Raw genomic sequence first — 18,843 nt, forward strand, 5'->3', positions numbered from 1 at the left:
TGATAAAGGTAAAAGAACGCTTACTATTGAAAAAGAATAGCTTGCCACCGGAAAGCCCATTGCCAACGTAGCTGGTAGCGCGAGAAACCGGCCGCTTGAAACAATTTTTTTAATTCTGGCCGGCGAAAGGCCCTTAGTACCGACAAGGGTGCATCATTCTTTACCAGGTACGATCGGGAGAAAAAGTAAGTGAGCCATTTAATAGAATAATAAGCCAGGGGGTGGCGATGAATATCGTTGATGATAATAGCCAACTGCGCTTGCTGCTTTAATTGTTGTAATAATTTTTGCAATTGTGCATCGGTAAAATGATGACAGAACAAACTGCATATTATAATGTCGTAGTGATTTTTCTGAAAACTAGCACTAAAAATATCTGTTTCCAGAAAATGAATGTTGGTAATATCAGCGCAGGTTTGTTGCGCATACTTAATCATAACGGGGTTGGCATCTACCCCGGTTAAGGTAGCATTGATATTTTTCTCAAAAGCCCATTCTGCTACTTCGCGCAAAATATCACCACCCCCACAGCCTAGATCAGCAATTTGCAGAGTGGTTCGTAATTCCGGATTAAGCAAGCCATCTTTCCATAAGATATCCAAAGCATGTGTTACCACTTCGTTGCCACCTAACCACTTATTAATAAATTCCAACTCTTCCAGGTTACGACGGAGCGCAGAACCATCTACATTAGGATCGTCCATTAACTCAGGAGTGGTTGACCTGTTCTTAAACATAATGCACTTTTAATAGCATGGATTCTAAGGTTAATCCGGGACCAAAAGCAAAGCTTAATACCGGCTGATTATGGTGAGCCGGCGTGAGGGTACTCAGCAAAGATTTTAAAACAAATAAAACGGTGGCCGACGACATATTTCCGTAATCTCGCAATATTTCGTAAGCAAAGCAATTATGTTCTGGTTGTAAATCTAAAGCTTTTTCAATAGACTCCAGGATCTTGCGCCCACCCGGATGTATCGCGTATAAGTTAATAGTTGTTAAATCAATACCCAAGTGTTGCAGTAACTTTTGGGTCAGGTTTTTAATCCCTTTTTGAATAAGATCCGGTACGTACGAAGACAAAGTCATTTCAAATCCATGATTGGCGATGTGCCAGGCCATCTCTTTTTTACCAGCCGGGATCAACTCGCAATGGAAAGCCGCTAAAGCCACATTTATTTGATTAGCCATAGGTTTGGCTTGTACTAAAACAGCGGCCGAACCATCACCAAATATGGCATTAGATACCAAGTGATCATTTTCGCGGTATTTTTGAAAATGAATGGTGCACAACTCAGTACAAACTACTAAAACCCGGGCTTGTGTGTTGGCCTGACAAAAAGCATCGGCTACTTTTAAGGCATTAAAAGCCGCATAGCAACCCATAAAATTTATTTGGGTGCGTTGGGTGGTAGTGGGTAAATCCAGTGCTTGAATTAAATCAATATCTAAACCGGGCGCGTACATACCCGTGCACGAAACCGTAATCAAATGGGTGATACTACTTCGATCAAATTCTTCTAACGTGGTAAAACAATCCTCGATAGCCGCTACCGAAAGTGGTAGCGCTTCGTGTTGGTAAATGCCCATTCGTTGTTTTACTGTCGGGAATGGTTCCAGGTCAGGTGTATTTGGAAAAAATGTAAATTCACCGTTAGTAGTGGCATAATCTGGTAAAACAGTGTAACGCTGCGCAATGCCAGTAACCCGGTACAAGGCTTTTAATTTGCGGGTTTCTTCCGCATTCATTTGCAAAGCGGTAGCCATAAAATCGGCCGTTTGCATTTGCGCTATTTTATGGGGGGGCGTAGCAGTGCCAATTGCACAGATAAAGCTGTTCATCGTGGTAGTATAAGTAAAATTTACGAAAATTGTTTTGCTCTAGATGAGCGTAAATCTAAATTGTGGGTTAAAAGGCTTTACCGTGCGTATTTTTCATTAAAAAATTTACCGCCCAAGGCATTGGTTTTAAAAATGCGACGGCTGCTTCCGATACAATAGGTTTTCCGAATAAGCCTTGAATGATACGCCCAACCCGTAAACGAGCGGAAAACTGCTTGTGCCAATGCTGCGAATAGTTTTGCTCTAACTGGTAGCGGGAACACTTGCCTTGGAGATAAACGAGTACGTGGTCGCTGATAATTTTTGCGCCGTGAATAGCCATGGCCATGCCGTTACCGCATAAAGGAGTAATAAGCCCGGCAGCATCACCGCACATAAGAACGTGGTTTTCGAGGCAGCTTTTAGGAGCAAACGATATCTCATTAATCACTTCGGGCTGCTCGTATAAAAATTCACTTTCCCGAAAAATTTGTTTTAAGTAAGGATTCTGTTGTAGCTCGGCTTGCTCCATTTGAGCTATAGTGCCGTGTTTTTTTAAATTTTGGCGAGTGGTTAGGTAACAAAAACAATATTGATCTTTTTCAATAGCCGATATGCCGGCATAGCCATCATTAAAGTTGTGAAGCGCAATTAAATCCCGTGGAAAATCTGTCCGGATATGATATTTTACCCCCAGGTACGGCGATCGTTGCTGGAAAAAGCGGCGGTTAAATTGCCGGTCCAAATTAGTTCGCTTGCCATAAGCCCCAATCACCAGGTCTGCTGATAGCTCCCGGCTATCCGAAAGCTGGACGGTGAAAGTATCTGTTTCTTGCGCAAATTGTACATTGGTAACACTGGTATTTAATATAAAATTAACCTTTCTGGTTTGTGCTAACTTAAATAAATAATTATCCAGAGTGTAACGGCTTACTCCAAAACCGCCCAGATCAAGGGGAACTGTCAGGGTTTTTCCGGCTGGAGAACTTAACAGGAACCGGTTGATAGTAGCCGGTTGTAAAGCAGCGAGGTCTATGCCTAAAGTTTTTAAAAAAGGTTTAACCTCATTAGAAATGTATTCGCCACACACCCGGTGGAAGGGGTATTGCTTCCGTTCAATTAACGTTACTGCGGCACCAGCTTGTTGTAATTGCAAGCTGGTTATCAAACCAGCCAGCCCCCCACCTATAATTATTATATTTTTCAAAGTGTATAATATCAATATAACCTGTTAAACCGCTCGGCAAATACTTTTTTTGGATTAAAGCAAGGGTTATGGGCTAAAATACAAAAACTAATTTATCCATGATGCGTTATTTCAAAATGTAAATTCACTTATACAAATTGCTATTCATAAATAAAATATATGAAAAAAATTATACTTTTGTTTGGTGCCTGGTTAATCTGTCTGACTATTGGAGCACAGGTTAAAGCTCCTGTAGCGTTAGTTCCAGACAAGCCACAGGTAGTGGTACCAACAAAACGGGATATAGATAAAGAAGTAAATGTATTTCCAAACCCCAGTACGGGCAAAGTGTTTTTATCACTATCCGGGTTTAAAGGCAAACGCACCGAAGTGCAGGTAATCAATGTAATTGGTAATGTAATCTTGCGGGATAATTTTTACGAAACCGAAGATCAAACTACCAAAGTGCTCGACTTAAGTAATTTTGCCAGCGGTTTATATTACGTAAAATTAGAAGCCGATGAGTACAGCGAGATTCGAAAAGTAATTATCAATTAATCAATTCTTACAGTTTGCTTGAATCAGCTAAGTTTTTAAATTATTTGTATACTTAAAATTAAAAAGGAGCCAATTAAGGCTCCTTTTTAATTTTATTATTCCGCTAAAATTGGTGCAGGCGAGCTAAAATTTTAAAAAATAGCCCGTATAGCGGAGTAAAAAAGTAAAGCAAAAAAATTACTGCAATCCTGCCTTCCGGAATAAAGGGATAATATGCGGAAGCGTTGTTTTTATATTAAAAATTTGCTCATTTTTGTGAGAGTTGAATTTTCCTCGAAATAGGAACAAAGCGCTTTCTGTATGAAGAACAGACCGGTTACCATTAAAGATATTGCGCAGCAGTTACACATTTCGGTATCTACGGTGTCCCGGGCGTTACGGGGTTCTTCGGATATTAACGCGGAAACCAAAAAAGCAGTTCTGGATTTGGCCGCCGAACTTGATTACCAGCCGAATTCCATTGCTTTAAGTTTGGTAAAAAGCCGGACGAATATACTGGGCGTTATCATCCCGGACATTGCCGTGCAATTTTTTGCTTCCGCCATCAGCGGCATTCAAGAAGTAGCTTCCGCGGCGGGCTATAACGTCATGATCTGTCAATCCAACGAATCAGAACAAACCGAGGCCAATAATATTCAGGCCTTACTTTCCAGTAGAGTGGCGGGAATTATTGTTTCGGTATCGGGTAATACTACTAACACCAACCACTTTAAAATACTGCAGAAAAAAGGCATTCCTTTAATTTTATTTGATCGGGTGTGCGATGATATTGAAGCTTCTAAGGTTATTGTGGACGATTATCACGGCGCCTTAGCGGCCGTGGATCATTTAGTAGCAGTAGGCTGTAAACGGATTGCGCACTTAGCCGGCCCGGAAAAATTACAGATTACCGCTAATCGTAAGAATGGTTACCTAGATGCATTGCGTAAAAACAATATTGCCATTAACGAAGACTTGATTAAACACGTTGATTTCGACCGGCAAAAATCATTAGATGCTACTACTCATTGGATACAGTCTGAGAACCCACCTGACGGTATTTTTGCTATAAGCGACCGGGTAGCCATTGGAGCCATGCTGGCCATAAAAGCAGCTGGTTTACGTATTCCGCAAGATATTGCCGTGGTTGGTTTCGGAAACGAAACTACCTCCTCGATTCTGGATCCGGCTTTAACAACGGTAATGCAATATCCCGTAGAAATGGGGCGATTAGCCGCCCGCCTGTTTTTAGAACAAATCGAGACCGAAGAAGTAACTTCCCAAACAATAATCTTGGAAACCAAATTGCTGGTAAATAAGTCTTCGGACCGGATTCAGCTAACAAAATAGTTCTGCTATGGCTTATCTTAAAAACTTTAATTCTGTTTTTATTTGTTTATTAATAATCTTCCCGGATGCTTTCTTACAAGCTCAGGATTTATCTAAGTGGGAAAAGGAAATTGCTGCTTTTGAACAGCAAGATAAAGTAACTCCACCAGCGCGTTCCTCTATTGTATTTACCGGCAGTTCCTCCATCCGGTTATGGGAAACCCTGGATCAGGATTTTCCGGGTAAGCATGTATTAAATCGGGGTTTTGGCGGTTCACAAACTTTTGAAGTACTGCATTTCGCCGATCGCCTGATTTTACCTTATCACCCCAAGCAAGTAGTAATTTACGTAGGCGATAATGACTTGGCGGCTGGTAAAACACCTAATCAGGTCTTTACTGATTTTAAAGCTTTATTTCAAAAAATTAAAAAAAGCAATCCCAAAACAAACGTTACATTTATCTCGATTAAACCTAGCCCTTCGCGCAAGAATTTACTACCGGCTATTAAACAAACCAACCAACTAGTTCGGGCATATTTAAAAAAGCAGCAACGTACAGATTATGTAGATGTATATACCCGAATGTTGCTGTCTTCCGGAAAGTTTAATCCTAAATTGTACCGGGCTGATAGTTTGCACATGACCGACGCGGGTTACCGAATTTGGGCAGAAGCAGTACGGCCGGTGTTAAAGTAAAATATGCTGCGCCTTAAAGAATAGGCGTACAACTGTTATTTAATAACGGCCCTGCTGACCTTAATCATTCCTGGTATAGATAAGTTTTTTAAAAATTTAAATTGGATCTAGTCCGGATATTACAGGAACTTCAATTAATTGAACTTTTCTAATTTAGCGTTACAAATTTTTAAATATTATTTAAGTGCTTAATTACCTTTCTAGAGTTGATGCTTATAAAGAAGAAAACAAACTTAAACTTACTAGTTAGGAATAAATAATGTTATAAAAAGTTAATATTTAATTATTTTAAGATTTTTTGTATTATTTTGCTTTAAATATAATTAAATAGTACCTTTATAACACATAAGTAAAATTAATAATTAAGGTCAGGATACATGATTGAAGTTAGAACCTTTAGCTTTAACCTGCGGGTAGAAGAAAACAATTTTAAAAATAGTCATTGCCTAGGTAATTATTTTTTGGTATTATCCTGTGAAAGCCCTTTTGATGCAAATAAATCTTTTTCCGAAGAATTTTTGTCTGATTCGGAGTTGGCACCTTTTTATAGTTTTTCTGACTTATTAAAATTTGCCGAAGAAATGGCTACTTTCTGGAGGATTCGATTAATAGTAAACCCAAAGTTAGATTTAACGCGCGTAGAAGAATTAGCTGATCTTTGGAGTAAGATGTTCGAGTTAATAAAACTAGAAGTAACGGGTGTAAAAGCGGCCTAAATTAATCCGGATTCTAGAGTTGTGCCAGTTCTTTTTAGTAGTAATTCAATTGATAAGGTATTTTCTTTTATCAGTGCCTAATAGTGGAACTATTATTTTTCTATCCAGCCTGATTGCCAAAATTTTAACCACTTTATCTGTTCTTTTGCCAATTGGCAAGTAGCTTAAACGGCTACAATCGGTTACAGGCAGGCTAAACATAGCCAACTGTTAAATCCTTTCGTGGCAGCTTAATAGCTTTTAGCCACATTTTTTAAATTTTAATAATTATTCTTACTTGCGATACGCATTAATTAGTTCTGGTGTCGCAAAAAGCTTCCGCTTTTTTTCTTTTCTATCCTTTTTATGGCGGCCCCACCAAATTATAAAACCCGTAATGGGTAAGCTGCCGGCAAATAAACTCGCTATAAAAGCAATTATTTTTCCGGGTAAGCCCGCAATGGCACCTACATGAATGTCGTAGTTCATGCGCATGAGTTTATCGGCAGCGGTGGCATTGGCTATTTTACCGTAAACATGTTTTACTTCTATCTCCTGTAAGGTGTGCTGGTCATAATAGCGGTAATCTGTTTTCCAGTATGTATCTGTTTCGGGGTTGAAGGCAATTTCAATGGAAGATTTTCTATTTTCGGGTATGTGCACTTCCATACTACCGGTAAATTGTTGGAAATCAGGCTGCATTTTAAGCCATAACTGATCTATAGCGGGCATTTTATTGGCAGAGAGGCTTGCTTTGCCTTGAGAAAAACTTTCGTAAAATTCCGTCATCTGCTTCCCTCCGGAGGCAGTCCAGTAAATTGAATTAGCAACCCATTTAAAGCCCATTACTAAACCCGAAAGGGCAATAAATAAGATTATTGCGGTAATGTAAAAACCTAGTACGCTATGCAGATCGTAATTGCGGCGGCGCCAGGCGGCATTCCATTTTATGGAAAACCGTTGTTTGCGGGCCGCTTTATTTTTGGGCCACCACAATATAATTCCGGTTATCAGCATTACTACAAAAATAAGGGTTGCCGAAGCCAGTATTGGTTGTCCAATAGTAGGCGGCAACCACAAGTAATAATGGCCCATAATAACAATCCGGAAAAAATCTTGGCTCATATCTTTAACCTGCATCACTTTGCCGGTATAAGGGTTTAGATAGACTAGGTAGTAATACTCTGGCGCGAAGTTGTAATACACAACCTGAGCCGATTTATTTTTTTGGTAAATAACACTATGGCTTTTTTTACCTGGCAATTGGGTATCGGCAATTTGTTTTAACTGGGACGGGGGAAGCATACCGGCATTTGGTTGGTAAACTACGTACCGGTAGGTTTGGGTGGCATTTTCAATTTCGCGTTGAAAAGCTAAGATACAACCCGTTAAAGCCAGAAAAAGTACAATAAGCCCGGAACTAAATCCGAGCCATAAATGCAGTTTACCAATTACCTTTCTTAGCATATTTTTAAAAATTATAACCTACCGATAAACGAACACTTCTGGGAGATTCGGTTTGCCAGTAATAACCATCCGGGGTGCCGTTATAATCAAAATCATAAGTCGAGCCGGAGTATAAATATGTATCCAGAATATTATTTACGTTTAAGGCCAGGTTAACTTTCCGGAACTGGTACGAAACCGAACCATCTAACCGGAAGTAATCGGCCACACCCCCATCCGTTCCTTCGGCCACAAACCAAGGAAAACGGTTTATTTGCCATTGGTAACCCATTGAAAGCCCCAAACCTTTTAACTTACTTTTATCAAGTCTGTACGAAAGCCAAGCATTAGTAACGTGTTGCGCAAAGCCCGGTACTTTTAATCCAATTTTATTTTCATCGGTGTCTTCGGTTATTTCCGAATCGGTGTAGGCATAGTTAAACGTTACGTTCAGGTTCGGTAAAATTTCGCCGCGTACATCTACTTCGGCGCCTTTGGTTTTCGTTTGGCCAAGTTGCAGCGAGTAAGTTTGGGTAGTATCACTAGGGTCGGCAACTAACTGGTTATTTTTAGTAATCTGATACACCGAGAAAGTCGCATTCCAGCGGCCACCTTGCCAATCTTTTTTAATACCCGCTTCCAGGTTATTGCCGGTAATAGGCTTAACCACCACGTTATTGGCTAACCGACCCGTTTGCGGTATAAAAGCTTGGTCGTAGAGGGCGTAAATGGAAGTGTTTTTAGTAATAGAGCCACTTAAACCTACTCTAGGCGTAAATTTTTCGTTCGAGATTAAGGTATTATACTGGTTGGTTTCTGCTTTGGTGTAGCGACCGGCTAGCGTGAGGCGGAGTTTATTTTCAAAAAAGCCTAACTCGTCCTGCAAATAAGCCGCGCCGTACTCCTGCGCCAAAATATTCGCGGCAGCTCTTGCGGAAAGTGGTTTGGAACGGTCGATAACCGGAAGGGTTAAATTGCCATAAACCGGATTATAGATGTTAAACGGAGTAGTAGCATCTAAACTGAAAGATTGATTCCAGTCGGCTAAATATTTTTTATGGCCGTAATCTAAACCAATTAAAGTGCGGTGCTGGATACCTTTCGTTTGAAATTCACCGTTCAAAAACAACTGACCAAAGTAGCTCTTGTTCGAAGCATCCCAACTGGATAAGGTCCGTTGCATGTCGCCGTTTAGCGCCACGCTGTTGATCCACAAAGAACTGCCTTGTTGTTGGTAATTAAAATAAGCTCCTTGCGTGGTAAGCTTCCAGTTGGGCGAAAATTGGTGCTCAAAAGTTAAAAAAGTACTGTTATCCTTCATATCCGAAGGTTCCAGGTCCGGATCGGCAATGGTAAAATTACGGGGTAAATCTTTATAGGGTCGTGCGGAGAACACGTAAGCGGAGCCGATAGCAGACATGCGGGAAAATTGGTAGGTATACTCAGCTGTAAGGGAAGTTTTTTCGTTGAATTGGTATTTCAGTACCGGCGCAATGGTATAGCGGTTATTAAATTCGAAATTGCGCCAGGAATCTTTCTTTTGCCCCATCACATTTAACCGGTAGAGCAGTTTGCCGTTGGGAGTAAGTTTACCATCCAAATCGGCGGTGCCGCGATACGTAATAAAATTTCCTAAGGTAAAATTAACGGATTGCTTCGTTACCCCGGTAGGTTTTTTGGTTACTACATTATAGAAACCCGCCGGATCGCCGTTGGCCAGCATAAAGCCGGCCGGACCTTTCACAAACTCAATGCGTTCTACAAACGACATATCCTCGGAAAGTGGCCCCCAGGTAGACTCTACGTTCATGCCGTTACGGAACGGTGCCACCCGTGCCCCGCGCATGTTCAGGCGAGTATAATTGCCCCAGTGCTCCTGGGCCGTTACGCCACTCACGTTGCGCGAAACCCCTTCGGCCATATCAAATATTTGCTGATCCTGCAGAATGCTATTGGTAATAACCTGAATATTTTGTGGTACTTCTAACAAGGGCTCCACCAAACGTAAGCTTTGCGAAGCTTTATCGGCTTTGTAACTTTTTTTTTGGCCCGAAATAGTTACTTCTTTTAGAGCTTGTGCGGAAGTATTAATAATGATATTGGCCAAGGTTATAGTTTGACCTGCCTGTACCTGCACCGGGATTTGCACCGTTCCGGCACTAACAAACGATATGATTAAGGTATGGTTTCCAGCAGGGGCTTTAATTTGAAAATTTCCTCTTTCATCACTTAAAGTACCGTTTTTGGTGTTTTCCAGCATTACGGTTACAAAACCTGCTGGCTGATTATCGGAAGTAATTACTTTGCCTTTTATTATACCTTGGCCAGTTTGAGCCAAGCTAGCTGTAGATGACATTAAATTTAAAAAAAAGCATAAACTGAGCAGCAGTAAAAATTTGTGATACATAGTAGGCATAGCTAGAGGAATTTTCTTATCTATTTTTATTTAGACTAATTTTAAATAACTATACAAAAGTATGCGGCAAAAATTAAATTGCAAGTTTGTTTAGAATAATTCTAAATAATTTAGGAATTTTTAAAAATGTAAACGGTAAGGCAGGTAAAGGTTTCTACCTTTTAAACTGGCAATGCCGGGATGATCCGGAAATCTTAAAAACCAGTATTATAAACATCTTTATCCAGCACAATGTAAATAGCGTTAAGGGTACTATTTTATATATGTCCGAACAAGATATAAGATGGCGCATGAATCGGAAGGCCCTCTGGTAAGTATTCAGAGTAAGTCAATAGGTATCTGGAAGTGAGGTAAATTTTTAAATTTTTACATAATCACCACCAAAAATTTACGCGACAAACGTTTTTTAGGTTTGCATTTAAGTAGCACTGATTAAGTAAATAGACACCAGCATCCAGAAACTAGTAGCAAGACGAATGACGCCTATTGGCTCGCCAGAAATAACGTAACAAGCTGTTTTAGCTCAGGAGTGGCTCTTTGGATTTAAAAAAATAAAAAATTTATTTAGTTTTTGCTGGTTCCAAGAGGATTGTTTTTCCAGTTTGCGCAGATCGGCGGGCAGCATCCAAAATTTCTACTACGATCATGTTATTCGATAAAGAAGATAAATCTTGATGGGGTTTGATTTCGTTGCGCACTACTGCGGTTAAGTACCGGAACGGATCATCGTAAGGCGCCGGACGTGCAGACGCCTGGTAAGCTTGCGCTGGTTCATCAGATTTTAAGCGCCACTGCATTTTGGTATTATCCAGGGCGAAAACGGCACCGGTTTGGCCGTAAATTTCTAAATCTTTGCGGCTATAAGGCCAGTTCCAGGAACCGTGAATAATTGCTTGCGCTCCCGGGTAGGTTACCAGAATAGTGGCTTCATCGTCAACCTTCGGATAAATAGCGGGTTTTAGTTGTTGCGTAACGGCAGTAACGGATAAAGGGCGTTGCCCCAGCATGAGCCAGGTAGTTAAATTAGCCCCGTAACAGCCAAAATCAATTAAGGCACCGCCGCCATTTTGCACCGGGTCGGTGAGCCAAGCCAAAAATTCTGGTCCAACGCCAATTTCTTTTGGTCCCTGGTGGCCATCGTGCACTACCATTTTACGAATAGAACCTATGGCTTTATCGGTATGCACCATGTCGTAAGCTTTGTGATTACTGCCGTACCAGGTGGTTTCGTAGTTCGTTAACAAGTGAATTTTATGTTTCAACGCCAATGCTTCCATTTTCCGGGCATGTTCCAGGTTTACGGCTAAAGGTTTTTCTACCATCACGTGGATACCGCGGGGAGCACAAGCCTGAACCACGGCTAAATGATTAAAGATAGAATTAAAAGCGGTTACTGCTTCGGGCTTCGTTTTATCCAGCATCATATTTAAATCTGAGAAAACCAGATTAGCCGGTAGATTGTAACGTTGGATATACCGCTGAGCCAAAGCGGCATCCGGTTCCGCAATACCTACAATTTGAATATCGCCGCGCTTTTGGCTTTCGAATACCCAGCCAACGTGGCCGTGTACTAAACCCGCAATACCTACCCGTAATGGCTTAGAAGTTTTTGCCTGACCTAACGTAGTGGTCATCTGACCAAACAGAAATAGGATAAATAATCCGAAATAAGCGCTGATGGAATGCATAGGCGATAATTTTACATAGATGTTTTTGTAAATATAAAGTCAATTCGCATACTTAAAAGCAAACGCTTATTTTAAACGAAGCTTTGTTTTTTATTTAAACAAGATTTTTACAAAAATACTTTTTACCGCTTTTGGGAAGCCACAAACGGCGACATCGCTCATTGGCTGTGTCCTGGCTGCTTAATTTGGCGAAACTTGTTAAAATTTAAAAAAGCTTTTATCTGGTTATGTACAGTGAGTCGAAATACTTGTTAAGTTTCCGGTTGTTCTTGGTGCGGGCGAGTAGTTACCTTTAATCCAGAGAATTACCTCTTATGAGTTAAAAAAGAATGTAAAGAAAATGCTTCCGGAAACCCAGCGTAACCTTAATCAGCAAGAAATATTTTACCAAGCCTTGGTAGCCAAAGATGTTACCTACGAAGGTACTTTTATTGCAGCCGTAAAAACTACCGGCATTTTTTGTCGTCCTACTTGTACTGCCCGCAAGCCAAAAATAGCTAATGTAACGTTTTTCAAAACCACTAAAGAAGCCATTCTGCACGGTTACCGGCCGTGTAAAGTTTGTAAGCCCTTAGAAAACTTAGGAGAAAGTCCGGCTTACGTGAAGGTTATTTTGCAAGCCATTCACGCCGATCCTTCGCAGAAGCTAAAAGATTGGGACTTAGTGCAGCGGGGAATAGAACCTAATACGATTCGGCGCTGGTTTTTAAAAAACCATGGCTTAACTTTTCAGGCCTACCAACGCTTATTCCGGATTAACTCGGCTTTTAAAAAAATACAAAACGGCGAAAAGGTTACGGCCACCGCTTTTGATGTGGGCTATGATTCTTTAAGTGGTTTCTCTGATTCTTTTAAAACTATTTTTGGGGTAGCTCCTACGCACAGTAAAAAAAAGCAGGTAATTGATATAATCCGTCTGGAAACTCCTTTAGGTACCATGTTGGCTGGCGCCGTGCCCGAAGGAGTTTGTTTATTGGAATTTACCGACCGTAAGATGCTAGAAACGGAATTAAAGCAGCTAAGTAAACTACTAAATGCCACGATCATACAAGGAGCCAATGCGCATTTTAGTTTACTGCAAGAAGAACTTACCGCTTATTTTGCCGGAAAACAACAATCTTTTACGGTGCCATTAGTTACTCCCGGTACAAAATTTCAGCAAACGGTTTGGCAAGAGTTACAAAATATTCCTTACGGAACTACCCGGTCTTATAAACAACAGGCTATGGCCTTGCAAGTACCCCAAGCAGTGCGGGCAGTCGCCCATGCCAATGGCATGAACCGGATTTCTATTCTAATTCCTTGCCACCGCGTAATCGGCGAAAATGGAAACTTAACGGGTTACGGTGGTGGTTTGTGGCGCAAGCAATGGCTGATAAATTTGGAAAAAGAAAATCGCTTGCTTCCCGGTTAATTTACCAGAGCAAGCGATTTTTTTAAAAAATTAAAAACCTAAAGCCGCTAACTGAAAAGTAAATAATTACTTAATTAATCAGCAACAAGCAGCTATTCAATTGATTGATGTAAACAAACGGTTCCAACGGACTTTATGCAGGAAGTCGGCATTAGGGTCTAAGGACATCCAAACAAAGACGGCTTTACCCACTACATGATCTTCCGGTACAAAGCCCCAATAACGTGAATCTTCGGAGTTGTGTCGGTTATCGCCCATCATGAAATAGTAATTCTGCTTAAAAGTGTAGCGCTTAACTTCTTTACCATTTAAAAATAACTTTCCGTTTTGTACTTTGGCGTCTGGGTTATGCTCGTAAGCGGTAATAATACGGGCGTACAAAGGCAAGGTTTGCGGGGTGATGGCCACGGTAGTATTTTTCTTTGGAATATACAGCGGTCCATAATTATCTCTATTCCAGGTATATATACTGGGTTCCTGCGGAAATACGCCCGGTTCCGATTCGCCTGTCGGACTTATCAGAAGACGCACGTCTTTGATAAAATCTAAGGTCACCAGTTCTTTGGCAATAGCTGGTGTTACGTGTACGGCGTAGCCATTGGGCGCTGCATAAAAATCGGTAATGTTTCGGTCCAGGAAAAACCTTTTATTTAGTTCGCGATCGGTTATTAAGTAATACTCAAATTGTTCTGCAGGAGGGTTAAGCGCGGCTTGGCCGTTTATATAAATCTGTCCGTTTTGGATGCCAAAAGAATCGCCGGCCATACCCACGCAGCGTTTGATGTAGTGGGTTTTTAAATCAAAAGGATGTTCGTCTTCGGGTGGTAGATTAAAAACCACGGCATCGTTTCGTTTTATCTCCGAAAACCCCGGCAGGCGAAAAGAGGGTAAAGTAATAGCATCGGAGTAAGAAGGTATTTTGGTGCTGCCGATGGTTTGGTGCGTTAAAGGCAATTGCAGGGGAGTAGCTGGCGTGCGGGAACCGTAATGTAATTTGCTCACGAATAAATAATCGCCGGTAAGCAGCGATTTTTCCATAGATGCTGACGGAATGGCGTAAGCCTCGAACGTAGCCCACCTAATAAGCGTAGCCGCCACTACGGCAAACATAAGCGCATCGCCCCATTCCCGCATTAAACTTTTTTTCACAGGTGGCTTCTGTTCTTTTTTTTTAAATCGAAAAAATGTTTTCATAGTTGCTAATGACTGTTATATATACTTTTTGTATATAACTGATTAATGGCATCTAAAAGTATATTTTTTGAGGAGGGAAGATCTAAATTTGAGCAAAAATTTAAAAAAATGCTCGTGCACAACTTTACCAGCGGCTGGTATCAAAAAGAACTTATGCCTTAATTTTACAAGCATTTAGGAAATACAAGCTCACTCGTGCAGCCAATTTTTTTAAATTTTACCTGGCTTCCAGGCAAAGGTGCACATGAAGATTTCCAGCAATAAAATAAAAGCTGCGATTTGGAGGGCAATTAAGCGAGCACTTAATGCAAAGGTTTCTTTTTAACCATGCCGCCTTCCGTATCGTCGATGCTGTGCTGAATAAGAAAAGCGTTTGGATCAATGCGTTTTACTTCTTTGCGCAAATCCGGAATTTCAAAGCGGGTTACCACGGTAAACACAATATCAATGCTTAAACTGCGGTCGCCGCGTTTGCCGAAGCCCCGTTTTCCCTGGTAAATCGTAACGCCCCGCCCTAAGTTCTCCGTTATACTTTGCCGGATTTCTTCGCTTTGTTCCGAAACAATGGTCACTCCGGTGTATTGCTCAATGCCAGAAATTAAAAAATCAATCATTTTGGAAGCCGCAAAGTAGGTAAGGATCGAATACATTGCCGACTCGATACTCAGCAAAAAAGCGGCCGCCGCAAAAATAAAGATGTTTAAAAGTAAAATAAAATCACTGACTTTTAACAAAGGGTATTTTTTGCTAACTATTAGAGCGGCAATCTCGGTACCATCCAGTACGGCGCCACCCCGCATGGCCAAGCCAATGCCTACCCCAATAAAAACACCGCCAAATACGGCAGTTAAGAGTTTATCCGGGGTAATATCCGGAAATTGCACAAAAGCTAAGCAAATAGCAAGGCCCGCAATAGCCGCAGCACTTTTAATGGAAAAACGCCAACCCATCTGGCGGTAGCCCAAAATAATAAAAGGCAGATTTATAAAAAGAATAAGAACAAATAAAGGTATACCCGAAATTTGGGCCAGCAACATGGATATACCCGTTACACCCCCATCGATAAAATGACTGGAGAGCAAAAAGCCTTTTAGCCCCAAGGCAGCTGAAAAAATGCCACTAATTATTAAAGCAACATTCTTGGCTTTTTCAATAATAGAAAATTCTTTAGTAGCAGGGGTAGACACTTGAACCATAGCGTGGGATTTTAAAAAAGCCTACTACCTGCCTGATAAAGCTGTTAGTTAGCCGGTGTATTGGTATCTTGTTTAGCTGCTTCTTTTTGCTTAGCCGCTTCCTTGGCTTCGCGCACCGCTTTTCGGCGAAAATAACCCTTTAAAAAGAAATTATTCTGAATAGCTTTTAAAGTTTCGTCTAACTCATCGCTGCTGGATTCCAAGTTAGTCATGGTATTCCGGAGCTGGTCGGCAAAAACCGGATCGTTTAATAATACTCCCACTGTGTTAGAATCGCTGTTTACTTTCTGACTAACCTGTCTTAGATTATTGGTAATATCGGTGGCAGCGGCAGTAGCGCGCCCAATGTTATCGATAGATTTTTCTAAACGTTTAAAAACCACCGTATCGGTTAAGAATTTATTGGCCAGACCATCTTCCGTATTTAATTTATTAGTGAAAGAGGCTAAGGCACCGGTAGCCCTAACGGTAGTAGCCGAAGCTTGCTTTAAGTTAGCAACCACTGCCCTAAAATTATCGGCCATAGCCGAGTCTTTTAAAATAGCACCCATGGTACCCTGACCTTGTACCAGCCGACCACTAAGCGTTTTAAAATCTTGCGTTATTCCTACCAGGTTTTTATTATTTTGTTGCAATGTTTCGACTACATCATCGGTGTCCAATGGGTTTTCGGCCAGCACCCGGTCGCCGTCTTCCACGGAAGCTGCTTGCTGGCTGCCGCCAAATAACACGATAATTTTGTTGCCGATTAAGCTTTCGGAGCTGATGCGGGCTTTCGCGTCTTTCCGGATATACTGGCGCGTTTTTTCTTCAATGCTTAAAGTTATTTCTACCTGCGATTCGCCGTAAAAACCAATTGTTTTAACCGTACCAATTTTAACGCCCGAAAACCAAACGTTATTACCGGGCTTTAAACCAGCTACATCGTCGAAAACTGCTTTTATGTGAATACTATTTACAAACCGCTTCTGCTGCCCTCCCAAAAGAAAGACCCCAGCAACAAAAATTATAATGGCCAGTAAGATAAAAATACCAACCATTACCGAACGTTTATTTTCTGCTACACTCATTTAGGTAAGTGGTAAATTAAAGTAAGTGGTACGATTAAAATTAATAGTAATCCGTTTTAATTAGTTTAATATAGATAAACCCTGTTTTGGTTCGCTAATTTTACTGGTACTGAGCAATAAAGTTATTCTATAAAATTATATTCGTAAAATGCCTTGACACGGTCGTCTTCCGAAGCGAACACTTCTTCGAAAGAGCCTTGGTACTGAAATTGGCCATCGAGGAGCATCACAATCCGGTCACCTACCGAGCGGGCACAGGTTAAATCGTGGGTAATAATAATGGAAGAAGTGTTAAATCTTTTCTGAACGCCGTTAATTAATTTATTTATTTCAATGCTGGTAATAGGATCTAAACCAGCGGTTGGTTCGTCGTAGAGCATTATTTCGGGTTTCAAAATCAAAGTGCGGGCAATACCAATTCTTTTCCGCTGGCCTCCTGATAATTCCGACGGCATTTGGTTGATGGTATGCGAAAGTTCTACTGCTTCCAGCACGATGTTAATGATGCGGTCAATCTCGTGGCGGCTCAAATTTTTCTGGTTCCGGATTAAAGGAAATTCCAAATTTTCGCGGATAGTCATGCTGTCGTATAAAGCACTGTTCTGAAAAGAAAAACCAATTTTTAAACGGAGTTGATCTAGTTCCAGCGGCGTTAGTTTATTTACTTCGCTGCCTAATACATTTATCTCGCCGGAATCCGGTTTTAACAAACCAGCAATAATTTTAATTAAAACAGATTTACCCGTGCCAGAGCGCCCCAACACCACTAAGTTTTCGCCTTGATACAAATCCAGGTCTACTCCTTTGAGCACATCAAAATCATCAAATGATTTCCGAAGGTCCCTAATGGCAATTACTTTATTGTCTTTATCTATCTTGGGATTTAATTTTTTCATCGGGATGGTAACGGACCGGCTTAAATAGTTCTTAATGCGGTGATAATTTGCAACGAAATTAATTCTTCAATAAAAATCAGGAACATGCCGGTTACTACCGATGAGTTAGCGGCTTTACCTACGCCTTCGGTACCTTTAGAAGAATGGTAGCCTTTATAACAACCAACTACGCCGATGGTAAAACCAAACACAAAAGATTTTATAATGGAAGAAAAAATATCTAAAAAAGTAATCGCATTAAAAACCTGTACGAAATAAGTGGTAAAACTGGTGAGCTCGTTATTATGAACGTTAACGTATGCTCCCAATAAAGCTACCAAAACCATATACATCATGAGGGTAGGAACCATAAAGGTGGATGCTAATACCCGACTTACCACTAAAAAGCGAAAAGGATTGGTGGCCGATACTTCCATAGCTTCTATTTGTTCGGTTACTTTCATGGAACCCAACTCGGCGCCAATGCTGGAGCCTACCCGCCCTGCTGCAATTAAAGCCGTTACTAAAGGCCCCATTGCCCGCACAATAGCCACCGAAATTAAAGCCGGTAACCACGAGGTAGCTCCAAATTCGGCTAAAGAAACCCGCGATTGATTGGTAAAAACAATACCAATAATAAAACCGGTTAAGGAAATAAGCGGAAGAGATTTCACCCCAATTTCAAAGCATTGTTTAATGATTTCTTTGCCTTCGTAAGGAGGTAAAAATACTTCTTTAAAAAAGCGGGCGATAAAAGAATAAATAGCGTGTAATTCTAAAAACAAACGATCGATTCGTTTGGATACCATGTACTTTCGCGGTGATTTATAACCAGGGTTTTCGTCGGTATGGGCCATAGGTAGTGCTAACTGGTTTAAAAACAAAAGTACTAGTTATAATTCTAATAAGTTTAACCAAGAAGTAATTGTTTTTACTAAAATAAAAGCTGCTTCGCTCTTAGTGGCCTTTGCCAAGCTAATCAGGTTTTATACAACGCATACCAACTTTATCAAAATTAGTTTAACTTATTCAACAAACGGGAGCAACGAGTTACTTTAATAGAATAGATTCAACGAAATTTTCGACTCGGTAATAACTAAGCCAGAATAGATCTGAAAGCAATTACTATTTTCAATAGTCAACAGAATTGGTTTTTACAATAACAGTGGGGACCGTTCAGGACTTATTTAGCGGATTCGCCAAGCATTTATTACAAAATACCCTAAATTAAGTATTGTTTTTCTCTGAATAGTGCTGCATCTTGCAACTAAATTGCTTT

Annotated in this window: 16 protein-coding genes; 5 read left to right on the forward strand and 11 right to left on the reverse strand. The window is 40.7% G+C overall.

What is annotated here, in order from left to right; all coding sequences use genetic code 11:
- Nucleotides 1–23: 23 nt before the first annotated feature.
- The 3 genes from AHMF7616_RS01490 to AHMF7616_RS01500 form a co-directional block, all read right to left on the reverse strand.
- Complete coding sequence (locus AHMF7616_RS01490; protein WP_115371280.1) at nucleotides 24–737, reverse strand: methyltransferase domain-containing protein; 714 nt, start codon at nucleotides 735–737, stop codon at nucleotides 24–26.
- The gene (locus tag AHMF7616_RS01495) at nucleotides 730–1,842 is read right to left on the reverse strand and encodes a type III polyketide synthase (RefSeq protein WP_115371281.1); all 1,113 of its coding nucleotides are present in this window, start codon (nucleotides 1,840–1,842) and stop codon (nucleotides 730–732) included. Before AHMF7616_RS01495 ends, AHMF7616_RS01490 begins: the two co-directional genes overlap by 8 nt.
- A 67-nt stretch (nucleotides 1,843–1,909) precedes the next feature.
- Nucleotides 1,910–3,028: an NAD(P)/FAD-dependent oxidoreductase gene (locus AHMF7616_RS01500; RefSeq protein ID WP_115371282.1), complete on the reverse strand. Its 1,119-nt coding sequence runs from the start codon at nucleotides 3,026–3,028 to the stop codon at nucleotides 1,910–1,912.
- Nucleotides 3,029–3,187: 159 nt separating this feature from the next.
- On the opposite strand from AHMF7616_RS01500, the gene AHMF7616_RS01505 reads away from it, so the two are divergent.
- The 4 genes from AHMF7616_RS01505 to AHMF7616_RS01520 all read left to right on the forward strand — a co-directional run bounded on the left by AHMF7616_RS01505 (nucleotide 3,188) and on the right by AHMF7616_RS01520 (nucleotide 6,286).
- Nucleotides 3,188–3,565 (forward strand): T9SS type A sorting domain-containing protein, encoded by a 378-nt coding sequence (locus tag AHMF7616_RS01505; RefSeq protein WP_115371283.1) that lies wholly within the window; start codon nucleotides 3,188–3,190, stop codon nucleotides 3,563–3,565.
- Nucleotides 3,566–3,865: 300 nt separating this feature from the next.
- Nucleotides 3,866–4,894, forward strand: coding sequence for a LacI family DNA-binding transcriptional regulator (locus tag AHMF7616_RS01510; RefSeq protein WP_115371284.1), 1,029 nt, complete (start codon nucleotides 3,866–3,868; stop codon nucleotides 4,892–4,894).
- Nucleotides 4,895–4,901: 7 nt separating this feature from the next.
- Nucleotides 4,902–5,570, forward strand: a complete 669-nt coding sequence (locus tag AHMF7616_RS01515) for an SGNH/GDSL hydrolase family protein (RefSeq protein ID WP_115371285.1) — start codon at nucleotides 4,902–4,904, stop codon at nucleotides 5,568–5,570.
- 377 nt (nucleotides 5,571–5,947) lie between these two features.
- A complete protein-coding gene (locus AHMF7616_RS01520) occupies nucleotides 5,948–6,286 on the forward strand; it encodes a hypothetical protein (RefSeq protein ID WP_115371286.1) in 339 nt (112 codons plus the stop codon).
- A gap of 273 nt (nucleotides 6,287–6,559) precedes the next feature.
- On the opposite strand, the gene AHMF7616_RS01525 is transcribed toward AHMF7616_RS01520, so the two are convergent.
- From AHMF7616_RS01525 to AHMF7616_RS01540, 3 genes are all read right to left on the reverse strand, one after another.
- On the reverse strand, nucleotides 6,560–7,732 hold the full coding sequence (locus tag AHMF7616_RS01525) for a PepSY-associated TM helix domain-containing protein (protein ID WP_115371287.1): 1,173 nt from the start codon (nucleotides 7,730–7,732) through the stop codon (nucleotides 6,560–6,562).
- Nucleotides 7,733–7,736: 4 nt separating this feature from the next.
- Nucleotides 7,737–10,067, reverse strand: a complete 2,331-nt coding sequence (locus AHMF7616_RS01530) for a TonB-dependent receptor (RefSeq protein WP_233507243.1) — start codon at nucleotides 10,065–10,067, stop codon at nucleotides 7,737–7,739.
- Nucleotides 10,068–10,687: 620 nt separating this feature from the next.
- Nucleotides 10,688–11,815, reverse strand: coding sequence for a Gfo/Idh/MocA family protein (locus AHMF7616_RS01540; protein WP_115371289.1), 1,128 nt, complete (start codon nucleotides 11,813–11,815; stop codon nucleotides 10,688–10,690).
- A 340-nt stretch (nucleotides 11,816–12,155) separates the two neighbouring features.
- Between AHMF7616_RS01540 and AHMF7616_RS01545 the strand changes: the two genes are divergently transcribed.
- Nucleotides 12,156–13,229, forward strand: a complete 1,074-nt coding sequence (locus AHMF7616_RS01545; protein ID WP_115371290.1) for a bifunctional transcriptional activator/DNA repair enzyme AdaA — start codon at nucleotides 12,156–12,158, stop codon at nucleotides 13,227–13,229.
- 96 nt (nucleotides 13,230–13,325) lie between these two features.
- Here AHMF7616_RS01545 and lepB read toward each other — a convergent pair whose 3' ends face one another.
- From lepB to AHMF7616_RS01570, 5 genes are all read right to left on the reverse strand, one after another.
- Nucleotides 13,326–14,378: a signal peptidase I gene (lepB, locus tag AHMF7616_RS01550; RefSeq protein WP_317047570.1), complete on the reverse strand. Its 1,053-nt coding sequence runs from the start codon at nucleotides 14,376–14,378 to the stop codon at nucleotides 13,326–13,328.
- A 347-nt stretch (nucleotides 14,379–14,725) separates the two neighbouring features.
- Nucleotides 14,726–15,619 (reverse strand): YitT family protein, encoded by an 894-nt coding sequence (locus AHMF7616_RS01555; RefSeq protein WP_115371292.1) that lies wholly within the window; start codon nucleotides 15,617–15,619, stop codon nucleotides 14,726–14,728.
- A gap of 44 nt (nucleotides 15,620–15,663) precedes the next feature.
- The gene (locus tag AHMF7616_RS01560; RefSeq protein WP_115371293.1) at nucleotides 15,664–16,689 is read right to left on the reverse strand and encodes an MlaD family protein; all 1,026 of its coding nucleotides are present in this window, start codon (nucleotides 16,687–16,689) and stop codon (nucleotides 15,664–15,666) included.
- Between the two features lie 122 nt (nucleotides 16,690–16,811).
- Entirely contained in the window at nucleotides 16,812–17,585 is a 774-nt protein-coding gene (locus AHMF7616_RS01565) for an ABC transporter ATP-binding protein (protein WP_115371294.1), read from the reverse strand.
- A gap of 20 nt (nucleotides 17,586–17,605) precedes the next feature.
- A complete protein-coding gene (locus AHMF7616_RS01570) occupies nucleotides 17,606–18,421 on the reverse strand; it encodes an MlaE family ABC transporter permease (protein ID WP_115371295.1) in 816 nt (271 codons plus the stop codon).
- Nucleotides 18,422–18,843: the final 422 nt, after the last annotated feature.

Origin of the sequence: Adhaeribacter pallidiroseus (assembly GCF_003340495.1) — a bacterium.
GTDB classification, from domain to species: Bacteria; Bacteroidota; Bacteroidia; order Cytophagales; family Hymenobacteraceae; genus Adhaeribacter; species Adhaeribacter pallidiroseus.

Excerpts from the sequence above, each read along its gene's own strand:
- AHMF7616_RS01555 (WP_115371292.1), bottom strand. The coding sequence starts at position 15,619 with ATGGTTCAAGTGTCTACCCCTGCTACTAAAGAATTTTCTATTATTGAA.
- AHMF7616_RS01570 (WP_115371295.1), bottom strand. The coding sequence starts at position 18,421 with ATGGCCCATACCGACGAAAACCCTGGTTATAAATCACCGCGAAAGTAC.
- AHMF7616_RS01520 (WP_115371286.1), top strand. The coding sequence starts at position 5,948 with ATGATTGAAGTTAGAACCTTTAGCTTTAACCTGCGGGTAGAAGAAAAC.
- AHMF7616_RS01490 (WP_115371280.1), bottom strand. The coding sequence starts at position 737 with ATGTTTAAGAACAGGTCAACCACTCCTGAGTTAATGGACGATCCTAAT.
- AHMF7616_RS01565 (WP_115371294.1), bottom strand. The coding sequence starts at position 17,585 with ATGAAAAAATTAAATCCCAAGATAGATAAAGACAATAAAGTAATTGCC.
- AHMF7616_RS01505 (WP_115371283.1), top strand. The coding sequence starts at position 3,188 with ATGAAAAAAATTATACTTTTGTTTGGTGCCTGGTTAATCTGTCTGACT.
- AHMF7616_RS01540 (WP_115371289.1), bottom strand. The coding sequence starts at position 11,815 with ATGCATTCCATCAGCGCTTATTTCGGATTATTTATCCTATTTCTGTTT.
- AHMF7616_RS01525 (WP_115371287.1), bottom strand. The coding sequence starts at position 7,732 with ATGCTAAGAAAGGTAATTGGTAAACTGCATTTATGGCTCGGATTTAGT.
- AHMF7616_RS01515 (WP_115371285.1), top strand. The coding sequence starts at position 4,902 with ATGGCTTATCTTAAAAACTTTAATTCTGTTTTTATTTGTTTATTAATA.
- AHMF7616_RS01495 (WP_115371281.1), bottom strand. The coding sequence starts at position 1,842 with ATGAACAGCTTTATCTGTGCAATTGGCACTGCTACGCCCCCCCATAAA.
- AHMF7616_RS01530 (WP_233507243.1), bottom strand. The coding sequence starts at position 10,067 with ATGTCATCTACAGCTAGCTTGGCTCAAACTGGCCAAGGTATAATAAAA.
- AHMF7616_RS01545 (WP_115371290.1), top strand. The coding sequence starts at position 12,156 with ATGCTTCCGGAAACCCAGCGTAACCTTAATCAGCAAGAAATATTTTAC.
- AHMF7616_RS01510 (WP_115371284.1), top strand. The coding sequence starts at position 3,866 with ATGAAGAACAGACCGGTTACCATTAAAGATATTGCGCAGCAGTTACAC.
- AHMF7616_RS01560 (WP_115371293.1), bottom strand. The coding sequence starts at position 16,689 with ATGAGTGTAGCAGAAAATAAACGTTCGGTAATGGTTGGTATTTTTATC.